20 protein-coding genes and 1 pseudogene are annotated in these 20,287 nt (G+C 71.4%); 12 read left to right on the forward strand and 9 right to left on the reverse strand.

Annotation, left to right across the window (positions count from 1 at the left end; all coding sequences use genetic code 11):
• The first annotated feature begins 10 nt into the window (after nucleotides 1–10).
• Together QE381_RS17110 and QE381_RS17115 are read left to right on the forward strand one after the other, a co-directional pair.
• Nucleotides 11–535, forward strand: coding sequence for a cyclodeaminase/cyclohydrolase family protein (locus QE381_RS17110; RefSeq protein ID WP_307220113.1), 525 nt, complete (start codon nucleotides 11–13; stop codon nucleotides 533–535).
• Nucleotides 532–684: a hypothetical protein gene (locus QE381_RS17115; protein ID WP_307220115.1), complete on the forward strand. Its 153-nt coding sequence runs from the start codon at nucleotides 532–534 to the stop codon at nucleotides 682–684. Before QE381_RS17110 ends, QE381_RS17115 begins: the two co-directional genes overlap by 4 nt.
• A gap of 1 nt (nucleotide 685) precedes the next feature.
• Here QE381_RS17115 and QE381_RS17120 read toward each other — a convergent pair whose 3' ends face one another.
• The 6 genes from QE381_RS17120 to QE381_RS17145 form a co-directional block, all read right to left on the reverse strand.
• Nucleotides 686–1,750 (reverse strand): methylenetetrahydrofolate reductase C-terminal domain-containing protein, encoded by a 1,065-nt coding sequence (locus tag QE381_RS17120; protein WP_307220116.1) that lies wholly within the window; start codon nucleotides 1,748–1,750, stop codon nucleotides 686–688.
• A complete protein-coding gene (locus QE381_RS17125; RefSeq protein ID WP_307220118.1) occupies nucleotides 1,747–2,517 on the reverse strand; it encodes an ABC transporter ATP-binding protein in 771 nt (256 codons plus the stop codon). Before QE381_RS17125 ends, QE381_RS17120 begins: the two co-directional genes overlap by 4 nt.
• Nucleotides 2,518–2,531: 14 nt before the next feature.
• Entirely contained in the window at nucleotides 2,532–3,428 is an 897-nt protein-coding gene (locus QE381_RS17130; protein ID WP_307220120.1) for an ABC transporter permease, read from the reverse strand.
• Complete coding sequence (locus tag QE381_RS17135; RefSeq protein ID WP_307220123.1) at nucleotides 3,421–4,227, reverse strand: ABC transporter permease; 807 nt, start codon at nucleotides 4,225–4,227, stop codon at nucleotides 3,421–3,423. The genes QE381_RS17130 and QE381_RS17135 overlap by 8 nt, the downstream gene beginning before the upstream one ends.
• Nucleotides 4,224–5,207, reverse strand: a complete 984-nt coding sequence (locus QE381_RS17140) for an ABC transporter substrate-binding protein (protein WP_307220125.1) — start codon at nucleotides 5,205–5,207, stop codon at nucleotides 4,224–4,226. The genes QE381_RS17135 and QE381_RS17140 overlap by 4 nt, the downstream gene beginning before the upstream one ends.
• Before the next feature lie 67 nt (nucleotides 5,208–5,274).
• The gene (locus QE381_RS17145; RefSeq protein ID WP_307220127.1) at nucleotides 5,275–6,189 is read right to left on the reverse strand and encodes a methylenetetrahydrofolate reductase; all 915 of its coding nucleotides are present in this window, start codon (nucleotides 6,187–6,189) and stop codon (nucleotides 5,275–5,277) included.
• Nucleotides 6,190–6,370: 181 nt separating this feature from the next.
• On the opposite strand from QE381_RS17145, the gene QE381_RS17150 reads away from it, so the two are divergent.
• Complete coding sequence (locus QE381_RS17150; protein WP_307220129.1) at nucleotides 6,371–7,549, forward strand: MFS transporter; 1,179 nt, start codon at nucleotides 6,371–6,373, stop codon at nucleotides 7,547–7,549.
• 121 nt (nucleotides 7,550–7,670) lie between these two features.
• On the opposite strand, the gene QE381_RS17155 is transcribed toward QE381_RS17150, so the two are convergent.
• Nucleotides 7,671–8,123, reverse strand: coding sequence for a GNAT family N-acetyltransferase (locus QE381_RS17155; protein WP_307220131.1), 453 nt, complete (start codon nucleotides 8,121–8,123; stop codon nucleotides 7,671–7,673).
• Between the two features lie 314 nt (nucleotides 8,124–8,437).
• Between QE381_RS17155 and QE381_RS17160 the strand changes: the two are divergent.
• The 3 genes and pseudogenes from QE381_RS17160 (at nucleotide 8,438) to QE381_RS17170 (ending at nucleotide 11,580) form a co-directional block, all read left to right on the forward strand.
• Nucleotides 8,438–10,655: pseudogene (locus tag QE381_RS17160) on the forward strand (NADP-dependent isocitrate dehydrogenase).
• 230 nt (nucleotides 10,656–10,885) lie between these two features.
• The gene (locus QE381_RS17165) at nucleotides 10,886–11,131 is read left to right on the forward strand and encodes a hypothetical protein (RefSeq protein ID WP_307220133.1); all 246 of its coding nucleotides are present in this window, start codon (nucleotides 10,886–10,888) and stop codon (nucleotides 11,129–11,131) included.
• Nucleotides 11,131–11,580, forward strand: coding sequence for a BLUF domain-containing protein (locus tag QE381_RS17170; RefSeq protein WP_307220586.1), 450 nt, complete (start codon nucleotides 11,131–11,133; stop codon nucleotides 11,578–11,580). Before QE381_RS17165 ends, QE381_RS17170 begins: the two co-directional genes overlap by 1 nt.
• Nucleotides 11,581–11,630: 50 nt before the next feature.
• Here the strand turns inward: QE381_RS17170 and QE381_RS17175 are convergent, their stop codons facing one another.
• Nucleotides 11,631–13,103 (reverse strand): L,D-transpeptidase, encoded by a 1,473-nt coding sequence (locus QE381_RS17175; protein ID WP_307220135.1) that lies wholly within the window; start codon nucleotides 13,101–13,103, stop codon nucleotides 11,631–11,633.
• Between the two features lie 154 nt (nucleotides 13,104–13,257).
• Between QE381_RS17175 and QE381_RS17180 the strand changes: the two genes are divergently transcribed.
• The 6 genes from QE381_RS17180 (at nucleotide 13,258) to QE381_RS17205 (ending at nucleotide 19,582) form a co-directional block, all read left to right on the forward strand.
• Nucleotides 13,258–14,430 carry an ROK family transcriptional regulator gene (locus QE381_RS17180; RefSeq protein ID WP_307220137.1) on the forward strand — a complete coding sequence of 391 codons (1,173 nt, stop codon included), beginning with the start codon at nucleotides 13,258–13,260 and terminating at the stop codon, nucleotides 14,428–14,430.
• Nucleotides 14,431–14,489: 59 nt separating this feature from the next.
• Complete coding sequence (locus QE381_RS17185) at nucleotides 14,490–15,758, forward strand: extracellular solute-binding protein (protein ID WP_307220139.1); 1,269 nt, start codon at nucleotides 14,490–14,492, stop codon at nucleotides 15,756–15,758.
• A 74-nt stretch (nucleotides 15,759–15,832) separates the two neighbouring features.
• Complete coding sequence (locus QE381_RS17190) at nucleotides 15,833–16,789, forward strand: carbohydrate ABC transporter permease (RefSeq protein WP_307220141.1); 957 nt, start codon at nucleotides 15,833–15,835, stop codon at nucleotides 16,787–16,789.
• Between the two features lie 121 nt (nucleotides 16,790–16,910).
• Nucleotides 16,911–17,753 carry a carbohydrate ABC transporter permease gene (locus tag QE381_RS17195; RefSeq protein WP_307220143.1) on the forward strand — a complete coding sequence of 281 codons (843 nt, stop codon included), beginning with the start codon at nucleotides 16,911–16,913 and terminating at the stop codon, nucleotides 17,751–17,753.
• Between the two features lie 34 nt (nucleotides 17,754–17,787).
• On the forward strand, nucleotides 17,788–18,810 hold the full coding sequence (locus tag QE381_RS17200) for an ROK family protein (RefSeq protein ID WP_307220145.1): 1,023 nt from the start codon (nucleotides 17,788–17,790) through the stop codon (nucleotides 18,808–18,810).
• Nucleotides 18,803–19,582, forward strand: coding sequence for a glucosamine-6-phosphate deaminase (locus QE381_RS17205; RefSeq protein ID WP_307220147.1), 780 nt, complete (start codon nucleotides 18,803–18,805; stop codon nucleotides 19,580–19,582). The genes QE381_RS17200 and QE381_RS17205 overlap by 8 nt, the downstream gene beginning before the upstream one ends.
• A gap of 153 nt (nucleotides 19,583–19,735) precedes the next feature.
• On the opposite strand, the gene QE381_RS17210 is transcribed toward QE381_RS17205, so the two are convergent.
• Nucleotides 19,736–20,218: an NUDIX domain-containing protein gene (locus QE381_RS17210; protein WP_307220149.1), complete on the reverse strand. Its 483-nt coding sequence runs from the start codon at nucleotides 20,216–20,218 to the stop codon at nucleotides 19,736–19,738.
• Nucleotides 20,219–20,287 lie beyond the last annotated feature (69 nt).

The following is a 20,287-nucleotide window of genomic DNA, read 5'->3' on the forward strand; positions in this document are numbered from 1 at the left end:
CCTGATCCACATGTCCGTCGATGTTCCCGCGAACAGCGCCCTCACCGTCCGATCGACGTCCGTCTCCGGCTGGACGGAGGCGCTCGCCGAGGCCGCTCCGAACCCGGGCGGCGGTTCGGCCGGCGCCGTCGTCCTCGGCTTCGCCGCGGCGCTGATCGAGATGGTGTGCGGATACTCCGTCGGGCGGGGGAGCGACGAGGAGGTCGCCGCGCTCGCCCAGGACGCGGCGGCGCTGCGCCGGACGGCGCTGCGACTCGTGGACGAGGACGGCGAGGCCTCGGCCCGGCTGGCCGCGGCGTACCGGAGCGAGCCGGGACCCGATCGGGACCGCCGCATCCGTGAAGAGAGCGTCCGCGCGGCCGAGACCTGTGCCGAGATGGCGAGCGGGGCCATCGCCGTGCTGCCCGGTCTTGCTCGGCTCGCGGATCTCGCCAACCCCGCGCTCATCGCGGACGTGGTCGTCGCGGGCGACATGCTGCGCACGGCGCTGGCGACATCCCGCACGAACATCGGGGTCGACCTGGGCGGGCTGTGATCGAGGCCGGGGCCTCCGCCGAGGAGCTGGCGCGGTCCCACCCCGAGCCGTACCGGATGCTCTCCGCCACGACCGAGGCCATCCACCGGATCGACGCGATGCAGCGCGCGCTGGAGTCGCGCGTGCTGCCGACGCTCGACGGCGAGTAGCTCACGAGGCGCCGCCGAGCTCGCGCGCGATGGTCGCAAGCGCGAGCGAGAACTCCCGTTCCTGACCGAACCGGGCGCCGCCGGCCGCGACGACGCCCGCGACACCGTCCAGCTCGAGCAGCCCGCGTCCGTAGTCGACGGCGGCCTCGATGCCGGCGGTGAAGGGATCGCGCGCATCGAGGACGCGCTGCACGTAGCCGGCGGGCAGGTCGGCGGACTCGAACGAGGCCAGCAGCGCGGCGCCCTCGTGGTCGATCACGACCGGCACGCCCGGCAGGAACGGGACGTCGGCTCCCTCGGCCCGCACCTCGTCGATGAACTCCGCCACCTGCCAGGGCTCACCTGCGTACTGCAGCAGTCCGATCTGCGCGCCGGCTCGCACCTTCTGGGCGAAGCGGGCCGCCCGTCGCCGCGTGGGAGGCGCCGCGGGGGATGCCGCCGCGCCGGTGAACAGGCCGAATCGGCGTGCCAGCGGCACGACACGTGTCCCCTCCAGGTCGAACACCGGCTGCGCATCGGGTCGATGGCCGCTGTCGGTGTGGTTCCCGGTGACGCAGAGCACGCCCGCGGCATCCGAGGCCAGGACGCCCGCCAGCTCGCCCTCGATGGCCACCCGGTTGCGGTCGCGGCAGTTGATCCCGAGCCAGGCACGCAGGCCCGCCCGCCGGATGAGCTCGGCACGGTACGACGGCGCGAACTGCACGCGGGCGCGGCCCGAGTCGCCCGAGAGCACGGCATCGACCGATCCCGCCAGCACCTCCGCGCACGCCGCGAGCGAGTCCACGTCCATCGCGCGTGCGGGAAGGCCCGTGATCACGGCTTTGCGCCGGGACATCAGCGCCTGCAGCTCGCGGCCCGCCTCGGTCGCGATGGCCGCGGCGGCCGAGCCGCTGCGGTCGACCGCGTCGTCTCCGGGCGCGGGCCACGCGACGGTGGCCGTTCCGAGGAACACGCAGGGCGACGAGGATATCTCGCAGCGACCGTCCGAGTGCACGTCGCCGCAGGGGCCGTACATCATGCTCTTGGGGCACTCGCCGCGCAGCGGGAGCGTTGCCGGACCGGTCATGCCCGCGTCTCCTTCGCCACCGGACGCATCACGAGCTCGAACACCGTCGAGCGGTAGTCGACGAACGCCGGCAATCGTTTCGTCGCGACCTGCTCGCGGGGGGAGGGCAGGTCGACCGGGAGGTCCCGGATCACCCGGCCGGGTCCCGCCGCCAGCACCAGCACCCGGTCGGCGAGGTACACGGACTCGTCGATGTCGTGCGTGACCAGCGCGACGGTGACCCGGTACTCGTCACGGATGCGCAGGATCAGATCCTCGAGATCCGCGCGGGTCTGGGCGTCGACGGCCGCGAACGGCTCGTCCATCAAAAGGATGCGCGGCAGCGCCACCACGGCGCGCGCGATCGCCACGCGTTGCTGCATGCCGCCGGACATCTGCCAGGGATACGTCTTCTCGTGGCCCTCCAGCCCCACGCTGTGCAGGGCGCGCGCGATCCGTGCGTCGCGTTCCCCCTTCGGGAGCTTCTGCGACACCATCGCCATGGCGAGGTTGCTCTTCACGGTCATCCAGGGGAAGAGCGAGCGGCTGTAGTCCTGGAAGACGACGCCGACGCCGTGGGCGGGGCCGCGCACCTCCTGCTCATCGAGCCGGATGCTGCCGGTGCTCGTCGGCAGGAGACCGGCCATCATCATCAGGAGTGTGCTCTTGCCGCATCCCGATGGGCCGACGATCGTGACGAACTCGTTCTGCGCGATGCGGAAGGACGTCTCGCTGAGCGCGAGCGTGGCGCCGTAGCTCTTGGAGACGCGGTCGACGGTGATGTCCATGATCGGGGGTCCTTTCAGCGGGAGAGGAGGCCGCCGCGCCGCTGCCACCGCAGCAGCCGGGCCTCCAGGAGGTCGAAGACGACGTTGACGAGGACGCCGATCAGCGCGATCAGCAGGAAAGCCGACCACATCTGGCGGTACTGGAACGTCTGCTGGTACAGCGCGATGTCGCGACCGAGGCCGGTCGTCGTCGCGTAGAGCTCGGCCACGATCATCAGGATCAGGGCGAAGTTCACACTGATGCGGAGCCCCGCGAGGATGTGGGGGCTGGCGGCGGGGAGCACGACGCGCAGCAGCATCACCCGGCGCGGCAGCCGCAGGCTCTGGGCCGAGCGCAGCCAGGAGGCGTTCACCCCGGACACCCCGTCCGCCGTGTTGATCACGATCAGCCAGACGGTGCCGAAGAAGATGAGGAAGATCCCCATGCCCTCGGTGACCCCGAAGAACTGGAGCGCGATGGGCAGCAGCGCGGCGTTCGGAACGGACATCCAGAACCGGATCACCGGGTTGAACATCGCCCGCGTCGTGACGCTGCGCCCGAGGACGACGCCGAGCGTGACGCCGACGACAACGGCCAGCAGCCAGCCGCGCGCGAGCCGCGACAGGCTCACCGGCACGGTCCGCCAGAAGCGGTCGGAGAGGAACGCCGTCTGCGGCGTCGGGCTCAGCCAGTCCTGTGCGAACTGACCGAGCACGACCGTCAGCGGTGGGAAGAACACGGTCGGGCTCAGCCGTGCGACGACCTCCCACACGATCAGCAGCGCGATGAGCAGCCAGCTGTAGGAAAGCAGTCGCGTCAGGACGCGGGGGAGGCGGCGTGATGCGCGGGTGCGGGCGGCCGTCGTGGCACCGGCGGCAGCGCGCCTCCCTCCGGCGCGCTCATCGCTCGCGGGCGTCTGGGTGTCAGTCAAGGTGGATCCGATCGATCGTCGCCCGCTCGAGGGCGACCATGAGCGAGTAGAGGAGCAGCCCCAGCATCCCGATGATGGTGATGCAGGCGTACGCCATGTCGATGTGCAGGGCCTGCTGGTACCGCACGAGCGCGAGTCCCACGCCGCTGCGCGCGCCCAGGAGCTCGGCGCTGATCACGACGACCAGCGAGATCCCCGAGGCGATGCGGATGCCCGTCACGATCGAGGGGGTGGCGCTCGGCAGCACCAGCAGCAGGTAGCGGCGCCACCAGGGCCAGTGCAGGGACCGTGCCGCGTCGATGCGCATCGGCTCGGTCCCCGCGACGCCGTAGATGGTGTTGATGAGGATGACCGGGAACACCGCGTAGAGGGAGACGGCGGTCTTCATCGAGGGGCCGAGACCGAACACGAGGATCGCGACCGGGATCAGAGCCGTGGCCGGGATCGAGCGCAGCGCGTTGACGACCACCATGAGCGGCCGGGACAGGGCCGGGATGGTTCCGGCGAGGAACCCGAGGACGATGGCCGAGGCCGTCGCCAGACCGAGGGCGCTGAGCCACGCGCCCAGCGTGTCCAGGAGCCCGCGGAGGAAGAGCGGGTCGCTGGCGACCACCGGGAGCTGGACCGCGACCGCGAGCGGCGAGGGGAGGGACTGCGCGGAGACCCACCCGGTCGCGACGATCGACTCCCACGCGGCGACGACGATCGCGACGCCGGCGAGACCGAGCAGGGCGCCACGGGCGCGGGTCAGACCGAAGGTCCGCCCCGCACCCGTGGTGTGCTCCGCGACCGGGGTCATGCGGTGCGGGCCCAGTCCGGCAGCACCGCCGCGAGGTCGATCGAGGAGATGGCCTTGGCGTCGACGAGGATGTCCACCAGCGACGAGACCTGAGCGGCATCCAGCTGGCCGGTATAGGTGGGCTCGAGCGTGTCGGCCAGGTCCGCCGCGGTCGAGCCGCAGGCGGCGGCGGTGACCGCGAAGCGGGCGTCGTCGTTGGCGGGGTCCGAGGCGGATGCGGCGAGCGTGGTCATCGCGGAGGCGAAGCTCTCCGCGGCGCCCTCGTTCGCGGACACCCAGCCGGATCCGGCGACGTAGAACGAGGTCGGGATCTCGCCGACGCCGTCGTAGTACGGGTTGCCCAGCGAGCGGATGCTGCCATCGGCCAGGCTCGCGGCGGCCTGCGTGTATCCGGTGGACGCCGCAGTGACGGTGCCGTTCTTGACGCTCGGCACCTGGTCGGCGAAGGGCAGCGCGACGAACTGCGCGGTCGCGCCGCGGCCGTTGTCGGCGATCCAGCGTGCGGTCATGATCTCCCCGAGGCTGCCCAGGGCGTTCACGGCGATGGTGGCGCCCTCGAGCCCGGCGGCGTTCGTGATGCCCGAGTCGCCGGCGACGACGACCTGATAGGACTTCTCGTTGGACAGCGAGCTGCCGGAGACGATCTTCAGATCGACGCCGTTCTCGATCGCCTGGAGGCTGGTCAGCGGGTTGGCGTAGGCGATGTCGATCTCATCGGCCTGCAGCGCGGACACGCCCGCTGCACCGGACTGGACGGTGACCAGCTCGACGTCCAGTCCGGCGTCGGCGAAGATGCCCTGGTCGATGCCCCAGACGATCGGATCGTCGCAGAAGCCCAGTGTGCTCACGCGGACGTGGGTGAGGGACGCGGAGCCGCTGCTGGCGTCCGTCGCCGGTGCCGAGCTGCAGGCGGCCAGTGCGAAGACGGAGCCGATGCCGATGAGCAGGGCCATCGGTCGGCGAGACGGGCGGTAGGGCATGGGGGTGTTTCCTCTCAGAGCGGGTGGAGCGTGGGGGTCGGGTGGTGCGGACAGGGAAAGGAGCGGGTCAGAGGCCGGCGCCGAGCTCGCGGGCCGCGGTGGCCATGGCGCGGGCATAGTCGAGCTGCCGGCCGGGCGCACCGCCGCCGGAGAGACAGACGCCGGCGACGCCCGGCACGTCCAGGTAGGCCGTCGCGAGCTCGACGAACGCTCGGATGCCCGCGGTCAGGGTGTCGGAGGCCGCCAGGATGCGCTCGACGTAGCCGGCGGGCATCGTGCTGGCGTGCAGGCTGGTGAGCACGGAGGCCGTGTCCTCGTCGATGATGAAGGGCACGCACACGACGGCCGGGCGCCGTTGGCCGAGCTCCGCCACCGCGCGCAGGAAGTCGTCGACGACCTCGGGGCTGCTGGTGAGGTTGAGGAAGGCGATGTCCGCGCCCCGTCGTGCCTTCTCTGCGAAACGTGCGGCTCGTGTCTCGGCCGGCGGCTCCTCGGGCGCCTCGGCGGCCGAGACCACGAGCGGCGTCTGCGCGGCGAGCGTGGTCAGCTCCATGGCGGAGATGTCGAAGACGGGCATCGCGTCGGGGCGGCGGCCTCGAGCGGGGTGTCCTCCGGTGATGGCGTGCACGGCGCTCGCGCCGACATCCGCGAGCGCGACGAGCTCGCCCTCCAGGGCGACCCGGTTTCGGTCGCGGCAGTTCAGGCTCGTCCACACTGCGAGCCCCTGGTCGCGCAGCAGACGGGTCCGATAGGCCGGCGGGAACTGCCGGACGACGCTGATCGGCTCGCCGATGAGGGCGAGGTCGACCGATCCGGCGAGGGCCTCGGCGGTGCGCAGGTGGGCGTCCCGATCGGCCTCGCGGACGGGGAAGTCGCCGACGACGACGCGGCCTCGGCCCAGCTTCTCGAGCAGCGCCGTCCCTTCCGGCAGACGTGCACGATCGATGTCCGGCGTAGCGGACTCCTCGGCCGATGCGTTCATGCGCCGTCCCTCCGTCATGTCTCCGCTCCCTGCCAGTAGCGGTGAACATATGTTGATATTGCTTACACCGAATACGGTAGGAGTTACATGTTTCGGGAGGATTTCGATTGGGGCTGCACCGTATGACACGCTCTCTCGCCGCGGCGTGCGCCTGCGGAGGTCGAAAGGCGGGGAGCGCATCGTGACGACCGCGGATGCGGCGCGCGGCCGTGAGCGGCGGCTTCGCCTCTCCGTCTTCGCCGCGGGGTTCGCGACCTTCGCGCAGGTCTTCTCGGTGCAGGCGTTGCTTCCGGCGATCGCGGTCGACGAGGGGACGTCGCTGTCGACGGCATCGCTCGCCCTGTCCGCGACGACGGTGGGCATGGCGCTCGCCGTGCTGCCCTGGACGATCTACGCGGATCGACACGGTCGGCTCGCCGCCGTCCGGCTCGCGCTGGCGGTCGCGACCGCTGCGGCGCTGCTGGGCCCCGCGTTGCCCGAGCTGTGGATGGTGCTGGGGAGCCGGGCGGTCCTCGGTGCGGCGCTGGCGGCGGTGCCGGCGGCGGCCGTCACCTATATCTCGGAGGAGTCGGCCGCGTCGCGCGTGACCGGCTCGATCGGGACGTTCGTGGTCGGGAACACGCTCGGCGGAGTCTGTGGACGGCTGGTGGCCGGACTTGTCGGCGACGCCGCCGGCTGGCGTGTCGGCCTCGGGGCCGTCGGCGTGCTCGGCCTCGTCGCGGCGGCGCTGTTCTTCATGGCCGCTCCGGGGGTCGAAGGCTTCGTCCGCCGACGGATCGGCGTGCGCGGCGTGGCGGCGGCCGCCGCCACGCAGCTCCGCCGGCGCGGCTCGCTTCCGGCGCTCGCGCAGGGGTTCCTCGCGATGGGGGCGTTCGGGGCCATGTACAACTACCTGGGCGTGCGGCTCGTGTCACCGGATATGGGCGTGCCGCGCTCGGTCGCGTCCTTCATCTTCCTCGCCTACCTCGCCGGCGCCGTCTCCGCACGTTTCTCGGCGACGCTCGTGCGGCGGTACGGCGCGCGAGCCGTCGTGATGGTGGGAGCCGCGGCCATGATCGCGGGCACGTTCCTGACGTGCGGGCCGCCGGGCGCGGCGGTCGGCGGCCTGGTGGTGTTCACCGTCGGCTGCTACCTGGTGCAGCCCGTGGCGACCGCCATCGCCACCATGGGCGCCGCGCCGGCCGACCGCGCGCAGGCGAGCGGGCTCTACCAGCTGTCATGGCTGACCGGGACCGCCGCGGTCGGCTCGGTCACCGGCGTGCTGTACGAACGCCTCGGATGGTCGGCCGTTGTCGGCGCACTGATCGCGGCGGCGGCGCTCGTCGCGGCGCTCGCGATGGCTCCCACCGCCTCGCGCTAACGATCCGCCGGCCTCCGCGGGTTCGCAGAATGACGCCGGGGGCGCAGAATTCCCGCGGGATGGTGCGACCCCGGCGCGATCCTGCGACGACCGCCGAAGAGATCCGCCGGCGCGGGACGGGTCAGACCCGGATCTCGGCGATGGTCTCGCCGTACTCCGTCTCCCCGACGGGGCGGAAGCCCACGCGCGTGAAGAAGGCGTCCGGGCCGGCCTCGCCGGCCTCGTAGATCACGTTGACGTGGTCCATGCCGCGCGCGCGAGCCTCCTCGACCAGCGCCTCGACGGCGAAGCGGCCGACGCCGCGGCCCTGATCGTCGGCGTCCACGTTGATGCGCCACAGCACGGAGCGGAACCGTTCGTGCGGCTCTTCGGGGTCGAAGTTCGCGCTGATGAAGCCCACGACCTCGTTGCGGTCCAGCACGACGCGCTGCCAGCTCGTGCGCGGGTTCATGACCGTCGCGGCCGTTCCGTAGCTCACCGGCGCGATGAACTGCTCCTGCCCCGGCTTGAGCGACATGGAGTTCACGGCGACGATCGTCGCGGCCGACAACTCTTCGAGGCGAAGCTCCGTCATGATCACAGGCTAACGTGCTGTGGAGAACGGAGCCACCGTCGGACGATGTCGTCAGAGAGCGGGGGCCGGTCATGGGGTGCGAATGCGCGTTGACGACGACCAGTTGTCGCTTCGCCGGCCGCCGAGAAGAACCGCCCGCCCGCGCGGCAGAGCTCGAACGCGACCTCGCGGCGACGCGGCAGGCATGACCGCGCCCTCCCGCGCACGGCCGCCACGCGCGGCATCCGTTGACCAAAGTATCTCGACATCGAGATACTTTCCCGCCGTGCGGTAGGCTGACGCAGACCCCGAAAAGCCCGTACGAGAGGCGATCCGTGCCTGATTCGACGATCATCTACACCCACACCGACGAAGCTCCCGCCCTCGCCACGGCGTCGTTCCTGCCGATGGTCAAGGCCGTCGCCGGCAAGGGCGGACGTCGACATCGACACCCGCGACATCTCGCTCGCCGGCCGCATCCTCGCGGCCTTCCCGCAGCGCCTCACGCCCGACCAGCTCGTCGGCGACGCGCTCGCCGAGCTCGGGGGACTGGCGACCCTGCCCCAGGCGAACATCATCAAGCTGCCGAACATCTCGGCGTCCATCCCGCAGCTGAAGGCCGCGATCGCCGAGCTGCAGTCGCAGGGCTACGACATCCCCGACTATCCGGACGAGCCGGTCACGCACGAGGAGCAGAGCGTGCGGGCCCGCTACGACCGCATCAAGGGCTCCGCCGTGAACCCCGTGCTGCGCGAGGGCAACAGCGACCGCCGCGCGCCGCTGTCCGTGAAGAACTACGCGCGCAAGCACCCGCACCGCAACAAGGCCTTCCCCTCGGGCTCGAAGACGCGAGTGGCGACCATGGGCCACGACGACTTCAAGGCCAACGAGAAGTCGTGGGTCGGATGGCGCGACGAGGTGCTCACGGTGCGCCACGTCGCCGAGGACGGCACCGTCACGATCCTCAAGGACGACCTGAAGGTCCTGCCGCGCGAGATCATCGACGCGACCTTCATGTCGGCCGCCGCTCTCGACGCGTTCCTGGCCGAGGTCATCCAGACCGCCGCGGCCGATGACGTCCTCTTCTCGGTGCACCTCAAGGCCACCATGATGAAGATCAGCGACCCGATCATCTTCGGTCACGTGGTGCGCGCCTACTTCGCGGATGTCTTCGACCGCCATGGCGACAAGATCGCCGCCGCAGGTCTCTCGGCCGACAACGGCCTCGGCAGCATCCTCGCCGGCCTGGACGGCGTCGAGGGGGGCGAGGAGATCGCCGCGGCGTTCGCCGCCGCGCTGAAGGACGGCCCGCGCCTGTCGTACGTCAACTCCGACAAGGGCATCACGAACCTGCACGTGCCGAGCGACGTGATCGTCGACGCCTCGATGCCCGCCCTCATCCGCAACGGCGGCAAGCTGTGGGGCGCCGACGGCGGCGAGGACGACACGATCGCGGTGATCCCGGACTCGTCCTACGCGGGCGTCTACCAGGCCACGATCGACGACGTCATCGCGAACGGGCCGCTCGACCCGACCACGATCGGCACCGTGCCGAACGTGGGCCTCATGGCGCAGGCCGCCGAGGAGTACGGCAGCCACGACAAGACCTTCAAGATCGGTGCCCCCGGTCGCGTGCAGGTCGTCGACAGCGACGGCGAGGTCGTCATCGAGCACGAGGTCGAGGCCGGCGACATCTGGCGCGCGACCCAGACCAAGAACATCGCGATCGTGGACTGGGTGAAGCTCGCCGTCACGCGCGCCCGCGCGACCGGCGTGCCCGCCGTGTTCTGGCTCGACGTCAACCGCTCGCACGACGCCCAGGTCATCGCGAAGGTCTACCAGGCGCTGGCGACGATGGACACCAAGGGCGTGCAGATCTCCATCCTCGCTCCCGAGGAGGCCACCCGATACACGCTCGCGCGCATGCGCCACGGCCTCGACACCATCTCCGTGACCGGCAACGTGCTGCGCGACTACCTCACCGACCTGTTCCCGATCCTCGAGGTCGGCACCTCCGCGAAGATGCTCTCGATCGTGCCGCTGCTCGCCGGCGGCGGACTGTTCGAGACGGGCGCCGGCGGGTCCGCCCCGAAGCACGTGCAGCAGCTCCTCGCCGAGGACTACCTGCGCTGGGACTCGCTGGGCGAGTTCTTCGCCCTCGCCGCCTCGCTCGAGCACTACGCCGGCTTCACGGGCAACACCCGCGCGCAGGTGCTGGCAGACACGCTGGATCGCGCCACCGGCACCTTCCTCGAGAACGACAAGTCGCCGGGACGCGCCCTCGGCACGATCGACAACCGCGGCAGCCACTTCTACCTGACGCTCTACTGGCTGCAGGAGCTCGCAGCGCAGACCGAGGATGCCGCGCTCGCCGCCGCGTTCGCGCCCGTCGCCGAGCAGCTGGCTGCCGCGGAGGAGACGATCGTGTCCGAGCTCGTGGCGGTGCAGGGCTCGCCGGTCGACATCGGCGGCTACTACCACCCGGACCCGGAGCGGGTGAGCGCGGTCATGCGGCCCTCCGCGACCCTCAACGCCATCATCGACGCACTCTGAGGGGCACGGCGCGGGCGTCACGGGGCGCGGATGCTGCGGCATCCGCGCCCCGTCGCTGTGACGCGGCATCCGCGCGAACACGCGGAGCGACGGCGGCCGCGCCTCGTCGCGGTCTCACGAGCAGGACACGCGACAGTGCCGCGTGCTCGCCGTCAAGCCTCCGGGGAGTGGCGGCGAACGCGGATAGTGTGAGCGGGGCGCTCCGGGCGGGGCGCTGACCAAGGAGGTCCATGGCGATGACGACGCTCGATGGCACACGCGCCGGCGCACGAGTAACGTGGGCTCGGGTAGAAGAGGGCTTTCACGTCGGCAGCAGAGACGGTGAGTTCCTCGGATACGTCGACCGTCAACGCGACGGTCAGTATCTGGCGTGCGACATGTTTTCCCGGGAGGTCGGTGTGTTCACCGAGATCACGGCGGCCATGACGGCCGTATCGGCAGCAACCGACACCGCGCACCCCACGGTGCAGCCGTGATGACCGCGGTGCACCCCGACCTGATCTCCCTGATGTACGCGAGCGAGGCCGTCGAGGCCTTCGACGACGACGAGCTCGCCGCGCTTCTCGCGCAGAGCCGCTCCGCCAACCAGCGCAACGACATCACCGGCATGCTGCTGTACCGCAGCGGCCGGTTCGTGCAGGTGCTCGAGGGCTCGGCCCACGACGTGCATGCCCTCGTCGACCGCATCCGCGCCGATCCGCGGCACACGCGCCTGCGCGTGATGCTGGAGGAAGGGGTGCCCGAGCGCCGCTTCGAGGACTGGAGCATGGGCTACCAGAGCCTCGACGAGCCGAGCGATCCCGCGCCGAGCGGTGTCCGTGACACGTTCCACGACCTGGAGCAGCGGGACGACGAGAACCTTGCGACGCGCGCGGCGCACGAGCTCTCGCTCTGGTTTCGCGTCCGCGCCGGCGACGCCTCGTAGCGACCTCCCGCGTCGCCGATGCCCGAGGGTGCGGGCACCCGCCCGCGCGCTCAGTAGTGGATCGAGACGTCCACGCCCTCGGGCGCCCAGTCGTACACCTGCTCGGCACGCCACTCCGGCATCCCGACGCAGCCGTGGCTCATCTGCTGGCCGAAGTTGTTGTGCCAGTACACGCCGTGGAACGCCTCGTCGCCGTTGAAGTACGCCGCCCACTTCACGTTCGGAGTCTCGTACATGGTGCCGTCGCCGTTGTAGCCGCGCATCGTCTGCTCCGGCGTCTTCCAGCCGATCCGGAAGTTGCCGGTGTGCGTCTCGAACCCGGGCTTGCCGCTGGAGATCAGCCAGGTGTCGACGACCTTGCCGTTCTCGTGGAGATACAGCCGCTGCTCGGACAGGTTGACCTCGACCGATCGCTGCAGCTTCGTGACGGCGGGCGCCGTCTCGGTCACCGGCAGCACGAACTGCGCGTCTCCGCCGGCGAGCTGCGCGGCGAAGGCGGCGGCCACCCCGGAGGTGTCGCCGAGCGTGCGGCCCGACACCCCGGTCGTGATGTCGGACAGCACGTCACCGGACGAGTTCGTCACGACGGTGCCGTCGACGGGCGCGCGGTTCACCGTGCCCGGCAGTGCGGCGACGGCCGGAGCGATCGCCGCGGCGTCGGCGGAGACGGTCACCGCTCCGTCGGAGTTGCGGACCGTCAGCCAGGAGGCGAGGGTCGCCCGGTCGACGGGAACCGTGCGCTCGGTGCCGACGTAGAAGCCCGCCGTGTCGAGCATGTGGTTGAGCAGGGTCGCGGCCTCCTGGGCCTTCGCGGTCGTGATCGACGCCGGGACCTCGACGCCGGCGCCGCTGACGGCCGGGGCCGAGCCGCGGCTGAACGCCTGCTCGAGCGTCGCGCGCACCGCGTTCAGATCGGCGCCCGTGCCGGGGACGGCGTCGCCCACGACGTAGCTCGCGCTCGCCGGGTCGAAGGTCACCGTCGCGTCGCGCGGCTGCACGAAGGCGTCGCCGAGCGCGTTCTGGAGCGCGGTCTCCGCACGCTGCGGGTCGAGCGTGACCTGCGCCTCGATGGGCTCCGAGTTCCACTGGGACACGTTCCACAACGGATGCTGCGAGTACGCCGTCTGGGCCAGCGCCTCCGCGTCGATCGAGGCGCCGAGGGCGGCGCCGGTGACGGCGACCTCGCCCCGGGGCGTCTCGATCTGGATCGTGGTCGCGGCCAGCCGTGAGGTGAGCGCGGTCGTGGCGCCGCCCACCGTGAGGCCGCCGACCCCGACGCCGGCGATCGCGGTGCCGGGGGCGATGAGGATCAGCGAGGCCGCGACGGCGCCGATGACGACGAGACCGCCGGGGATGCCGAGCCAGAGACCGAGGTGGCGGGAGCGGCGCCTGGGCTCCTGCGGCGCCCAGGCGTACGACGGGGGAGCGGTCTGGTCGGAGCCCGCATCGGGCGCGTCGAGAAGCGCTGTCGGAGCGTCGGTGGCTGTCGACGACGGCGTCGATCCGGTTGCGAGGTCGGTCATGCCTCACCCCCTGTGTCATGAACCCTGAACCTCCATGGTATGCGAGGACGCCGCGAACGGGATCACGAATGGGTTGCGGACGCGCATGTAACGGTCATGTGACATCGGGGATCGGGGCTTGCGTCGGGTTTGTTCGTAAGGTGTACTAACAAACATGACAACGCACGACGCGCAGCCCAGCGCCGACGCTGCACGGGCCGGCGGCTTCGCCCCCCGCGCCCTCCGGTCGGACCGCAAGGTCCTGCCGGGGCAGGCGCGCGAGCACAACCGCTCCCTGGTCCTCCAGACGCTGTACCACGGCGGCGCGATGAGCCGTGCCGACCTCTCCCGCGAGACCGGGCTCACCCGGGTCACGATCTCCGACCTGGTGGCCGGCCTCATCGTCGACGGCTTCGTCGTCGAGACCGGGGTGCGAGAGGCCGGTCGTCCCGGAAAGCCCGCCATCCTGGTCGACGTCGACCGCACCGGTCACCGCATCATCGGCATCGACCTGTCGGGCGCGGATGCGTTCCTCGGTGCCGTGCTCACGCTCGACGGCGACATCGTCGCCCGGGGCGAGGTGCCGCATCCCGCCGACCCGGCCGAGGTGCTGCCGGCCGTCATCGCCCTCGCCCGCTCCCTCGTGGCCGACGCGCACGCCCCCGTGCTCGGGGTCGGCATCGGCACGCCCGGTGTGGTCGACGACCGCGGCGTCGTGCTCACCGCGCCCAACATGGGCTGGGCCGGGTTCGACCTGGAGGGGGTGCTCGGCGAGGCGCTCGGGCTGCCCGTGCTGGTCGCGAACGACGCCAATGCCGCCGTTCTCGCCGAGTACACCTTCGGCGGCGCGGGCGACGACGTCCTGCTCGTGAAGGTGGGGCGAGGCGTCGGCTCCGGCCTGCTCGCCGGCGGCCAGCCGATGCGCGGCAGCCGGTTCGCCGCGGGCGAGATCGGGCACGTCACGGTCGGCACCGACGGCGGTCCCCGATGCGCCTGCGGCAAGGTCGGGTGCCTGGAGGCGTGGCTGTCGGTCACGGAGCTGTCGGCGCGGCTGCTGGCCGCCGACACGGACGACGCCCGCACCGCCGTGCTGCGGGACGCGGGGGAGCGGCTGGGCATCGCCCTCGCCCCCGTCGTGGGCGCCCTCGATCTGTCGGAGATCGTGCTCTCCGGCCCCCATGAGCTCCTCGGCGGTGTGCTTGCGCAGGCCACCGCCGAGGCCCTCCGCACGCGAACGCTCGCCCCCACGGGCGAGGGCGTGTCCGTGCGGATGACGGAGCAGGGCCAGGACATCGTCCTGCGCGGTGCGGCCGTCATGGTCCTGTCCGCGAGGCTCGGCGTCTCGTGACGGGATCCCGGGGGCACGCGAGAACGCGTGTCCGCATCCATCAGAGAAAAGGACAGCACATGAAGAAGTCCCTCGGAGCCGTCGCCCTGCTGGGCGTCTCGGCGATTGCGCTCGCCGGCTGCGCCGGATCGGGCAGCGGCACCTCCTCGGACGGCAACGCCGAGATCCGGGTCTGGCTCGTCGGCACCGACACTCCCCAGGACGCGCGCGACTACCTCGTCAGCACGTTCGAGAAGGAGAACCCGGGCTCCACGCTGGTGATCGAGGAGCAGCAGTGGACGGGCCTCGTCGACAAGCTCACGACGAGCCTGTCCTCGAACGACAGCCCCGACATCGTCGAGATGGGCAACACCCAGGCGGCCGCGTTCACCTCGAGCGGGGCGCTGGTGAGCCTCGACGACATCAAGGACGACCTCGGCGGGAGCGACCTGCTCCCCGGCTTCGTCGAGGCGGGCACCTGGGACGGCACGCTCTACGCCGTGCCGTACTACTCGGGCTCGCGCGTCGTGTTCTACAACACCGACATGTACCAGAAGGCGGGCGTGTCGGTGCCGACGACGCTCGACCAGTACGTCTCCAACGGGGTGACGCTCGCCGGCGCTCTGCCCGGCGTCTCCGGCGTCTACTTCCCGGGCAAGGACTGGTACAACGCGCTCCCGTTCATCTGGGAGAACGGCGGGGAGCTGGCGGTCAAGAACGCCGACGGGACCTGGGAGTCGCAGCTCGCAAGCAGCGGCTCCGTGGCCGGACTGAAGCAGGTGCAGGAGCTCATGACGAAGGCGTCGCTCGCTCCCAAGGACGGCGACGAGAGCGACGGCTGGGTGCCCTTCCGCACGCAGGAGGCCGCGACCTACTCGGCGCCCAGCTGGGCGTACTGGTCGATCGTCGCCGACGAGCAGAAGCAGCCGACCGCGGTCGCCTCGACGACCGGCTACTTCCCGCTGCCGGGCAAGAACGGCGGCGCCGCACAGGTGTTCGCAGGAGGCTCGAACATCGGGATCGCGGCCAAGTCGGCGCATCCGGACCTCGCCAAGAGCGCGATGAAGATCATGCTGAGCGACGACTACCAGACGATCCTCGCGAAGGCGGGCCTCGTGCCGGCGAAGACCTCGCTCGGCGACCAGGTCGCAGCCGCCTCCCCGGAGCTGGCGGCCGTCATCGTGAAGACGGCGGCCAACGCCAAGCTGACCCCGGCGTCTCCCAAGTGGGCCGACGTCGAGGCGCAGGGCGTGATGCAGGACCTGTTCGTCAAGATCGCCGGCGGCGGGGACGTCGCCTCCCTCGCGGCAGCGGCCGACGAGAAGATCGACTCCATCCTCAACGGCTGACATCGTGCGCGGGGCGCCTCGGTGACGGGGCGCCCCGCGTCATGTCCGCATCCCTTTTCCACAGGAGGTAGGCCATGGCCATCCAGGTCCCGCCGGCACCGCTCGGACCCGCACGTCGCCGTGCGCTCCCTGCGCCGCGGCGCCGCCGCATCCAGATCGCGCCGCTGTTGCTCATGGCGCCCGCGGCGGTCATGCTCGTGGTCTTCGTGGGCTGGCCGCTCGTGCAGCTCGTGGCCATGTCGTTCCAGAAGTTCGGCCGCGCGCAGATCTTCGGGAAGCCGCCCGAGTTCGTCGGCATCGACAACTACGTCGCCGTCCTCTCGGACCCCCAGTTCTGGATCGTGCTCGGTCGCAGCGCCGTCCTGTGTCTCGTGTGCGTGGCGGCGACCATGCTGCTCGGCATCGTGATCGCGGTGCTCATGACCAAGCTGGGGCGTGCGATGCGACTGGCGGTCTCGATCGCGCTGCTGCTGGCTTGGGCCATGCCGGCGCTGACCGCCACGATCGTGTGGGGCTGGATCTTCGACACCCAGTACGGGCTGGTGAACTGGTTCCTCTCGGCCGTCACCGGCTCCGACTGGCAGGGACACAGCTGGCTGATCGACCCGCTGAGCTTCTTCTCCGTGGCCGCCCTCATCATCACGTGGGGCGCCATCCCCTTCGTCGCGTTCTCGGTCTACGCCGCGCTGTCGCAGGTGCCCGGCGAGGTGCTCGAAGCGGCGTCCCTCGACGGCGCGGGCGGTCTCGGACGCTTCCGCCACATCGTGTTCCCCTATCTGCGGTCGATCCTGGTCGTGCTGCTGATCCTGCAGGTCATCTGGGACCTGCGGGTGTTCGCGCAGATCTACGCACTGCAGACGGTGGGCGGCGTGCGCGCGGACACCAACACGATCGGCGTGTACATCTACTCCGTCTCGATGGCCTCGGGCGATCTCGGCGCGGGCGGGGCGATCTCGGTCATCCTCGTCGCGATCATGCTCGTGGTCTCGGCCTACTACATCCGCTCGATGCTGAAGCAGGAGGACTCATGAGCATGTCCCACTTCCGACCGGGGCATGTCCCAGTTTCGCCCGCTCAGAGTCCCCTCAAGCGGTCGAAAGTGGGACATGCGGGGGAGAGGGGCGCCGTCGGCGCCGACGAGAGGGATGCGGCATGAGCGCCCGCGCGAAGCGGCGTGCCGGCCGCATCCTGCTGAACCTCTCCGCTCTCGTCGTGATCGTGTGCAGCGTGTTCCCGGTGTACTGGATGGTGAACACGTCGCTCCTGCCGGCGTCGGCCGTGCGCACCCCCACGCCGCACCTGTGGCCGGACCAGCTCACCCTCGGGAACTACGTCACCGCCATGAACGACGACGGCTTCCTCACCGCGCTCGGCGTCTCGCTCGCGGTCACCCTCATCACCGTCGCGACGGCGCTGGTGTTCGCGTTCCTCGCCGCCGTGGCGCTCTCGCGGTTCCGGTTCCGCAGCCGCAAGGCGCTCATCGTGGCGATCCTCGTCGTCCAGATGATCCCCGCGGAGTCGCTCATCATCTCGACCTTCCGCGTGCTGGACGGGTGGGCGCTCGTGAACACCGTCGCCGGCCTCAGCCTCGTGTACATCGCGATCGTGCTGCCGTTCACGATCTGGACACTGCGCGGGTTCGTCGGCGGGGTGCCCGCCGAGCTCGAGGAGGCGGCGATGATCGACGGCTGCAGCCGTGGCGGCGCGTTCTGGCGCATCACCTTCCCGCTGCTGGCGCCGGGCCTCGTCGCGACGGGCGTGTTCGCCTTCATCCAGGCGTGGAACGAGTTCGTCTACGCGCTCGTGATCATGACGCGTCCCGAGATGCAGACCCTGCCGATCTGGCTGCGCAGCTTCGTGCAGGCGACCAAGGCGACGGACTGGTCGGTCGTGATGGCCGCCTCGACGCTCATGGCGATCCCGGTGATCGTGTTCTTCCTCTTCGTCCAGCACCGGATGACCAGCGGACTCGTGTCCGGCGCGGTCAAGGGCTGATGGCGGGCGGAACCGGTGCCGAGGGGAGCGGCGCATGAGGATCGGGCTGGATGTCGGCGGCACGAAGACGGACGCCGTCGCCGTCGCCGAGGACGGCACCGTGGCGGCTCGCGTCCGGCGACCGACCGCATGGGGTCCGGAGGGCGTCGTCGACACCATCGTGGGAGCGGTGGTCGCGCTGGGCGAGCTGCCCGGGCTCGCGCCGTTCGTGTCGGTCGGGATCGGCATGCCGGGGCAGGCGGTGCCCGGGACGACGGTCGTCGCCCACGCGCTCAACCTCGGCATCGACGAGCTGGATGTCGCCCGCGCCGTGGGACCGCGGCTCGCGCTGCCGGTGCGCGTCGAGAACGACGTGAAGGCCGCCGCCGTGGGCGCGCACGCGCTCGACGGCGGTCGTCGTGACCTCGCCTACCTCAACCTCGGAACCGGGGTCGCGGCGGGACTCATCACCGACGGGCGTCTGTGGCGGGGCCGGCGGGGCACGGCCGGCGAGGTGGGACACGTCTCCATCGACCCGCAGGGTCCGGTCTGCCGGTGCGGCGCGCGCGGCTGCATCGAGGCGCTCGCGGGCGGTGCGGCCGTCGCCGCGCGGTGGGGCCGCAACGTCCCGCTGCCCGTGCGCGACGTGTTCGACGCGGCCGACGCCGCCGATCCGCTCGCGATACGGCTGCGGGAGGATCTCGCGCGCGCCGTCGCGGCGGCCGTGCGTCTGCTCGTGCTCACGGCCGACGTCGACGCGGTCGTGCTCGGCGGCGGCGTCACCGCGCTCGGCGAGCGGCTGCTGACCGATGTGCGTGCGTCGCTCGACGCCGGGGCGGCGACATCCGTGTTCCTGCGTTCGCTGCGGCTGTCCGAACGCGTGGAGCTGCTGCCGGTCGGCTCGTCCGCCGCGGCCCTCGGCGCCGCGATCGTGGGAGGGCTTGCCGATCTCGCGCGCGGGAACGAGGGCGTCGAGGTCGGCGCCGCGGCGGTCGCGGTCGGCTGCGAGGGCGTCGCGGTCGGCGCCGAGAGCGAGGGCGTCGTCGTCGGCGCCGAGGAGGAGAGGCATCATGGCTGAAGTCGTCATCGTGGGGTCGCGTCAGGAGGCGGGCGTGCTCGTCGCGGATGAGATCGCCCGGCTCGTGCGGGCGCGGCCGGATGCGGTGCTCGGGCTCGCCACCGGCTCGACGCCGCTGTCGGTCTACGAGGCGCTGCGCTCCAGGCTCGCGGATGTCGACGTGTCGCGTGTGCGCGGCTTCGCGCTCGACGAGTACGTCGGCCTCGACCCCGCGCATCCGGAGAGCTATCGGTCCGTCATCGCCCGCGAGGTCGTCGAGCCGCTCGGCCTCGACCCCGAGCGGGTGCAGGTGCCGGACGGCCGCACGGCCGGGATCGAGACGGCAGGAGAGGCGTACGAGCGGGCGATCGTCGCCGCGGGCGGCGTGGATCTGCAGATCCTCGGGATCGGCACCGACGGGCACATCGGCTTCAACGAGCCGGGATCGTCGTTCGCCTCCCTGACGCGCGTGAAGACGCTGACGCCCGAGACCCGCGCCGACAATGCGCGGTTCTTCGACGGCATCGACGAGGTGCCGCGCCACTGCATCACCCAGGGCCTCGGCACGATCCTCCGCGCGCGGCACCTCGTGCTGCTCGCGTTCGGCGAGGCGAAGGCGCCGGCGATCGCGGGTGCCGTCGAGGGACCCGTGACGGCGATGCTGCCCGGCTCGGCGGTGCAGCTGCATCCGCATGTGACGGTCGTGCTCGACGAGGCCGCCGCGTCGCGGCTGCAGCGTGCCGACTACTACCGCGACGCCTGGGCGAACAAGCCCGCCTGGCAGGGGCTGTGACCGCCGCGGGCTCCGCCGCGTCGCCGGGCGCGCCCGTGCTCGACGAACGCGCCGGTGCCCGACGAACGCGCCGGTGCCCGACGAACGCGCCCGTGCGGGCAGAAAGAGTGAGGAGCGGGTGGCGGGCTGAGCAGCGGGAGGAGTCGTGCGAGGTCAGCGCCAGGCGAAATCGAGGAGATGCCGGCGGCTGAGGGGCGCGAGCGGCACGGAGTCGACCTCGTCCGGTGCGACCCAGCGCAGCTCCGCGATCTCGGCCGCTGCGGCGGCCTGATCGTGCCGGATGCGGAGGCGGAACGCGTCCGCCACGACCCGGTGCCCCGGCTCGTTCGCGGCGGCGTCGCTGAAGCGGCCGAGCGGCTCGTAGTCCTCGAGGTCGGCGTGCACGCCGATCTCCTCGGCGACCTCGCGCCGCACGGTCTCCACCGGCGTCTCGCCCGGGTCGGGCTTGCCGCCCGGCTGCTGGAACACGCTCGCGCCGTGCTTGCGCACGACGAGCGTGAGCCCGCGCTCGTCGACGACGACCGCCGCGCTCACGCGCACGACGGGCGTCTCCTCGTCCGCGGCCGCGTCGCCGGCGCGCACGGCGTCCGCCGCATCCATCGCCCGCTCGCTCACCCGTTCACCCTTTTCACTCATGTCCCTCTTCTTGATGTCCCACTTTCGACCGCTGCGCAGGCTTCCGAGCGGTCGAAAGTGGGACATGCA

The sequence above is a fragment of the Microbacterium sp. SORGH_AS_0888 genome, from assembly GCF_030818905.1.
In the GTDB taxonomy this organism is placed as follows: Bacteria; Actinomycetota; Actinomycetes; order Actinomycetales; family Microbacteriaceae; genus Microbacterium.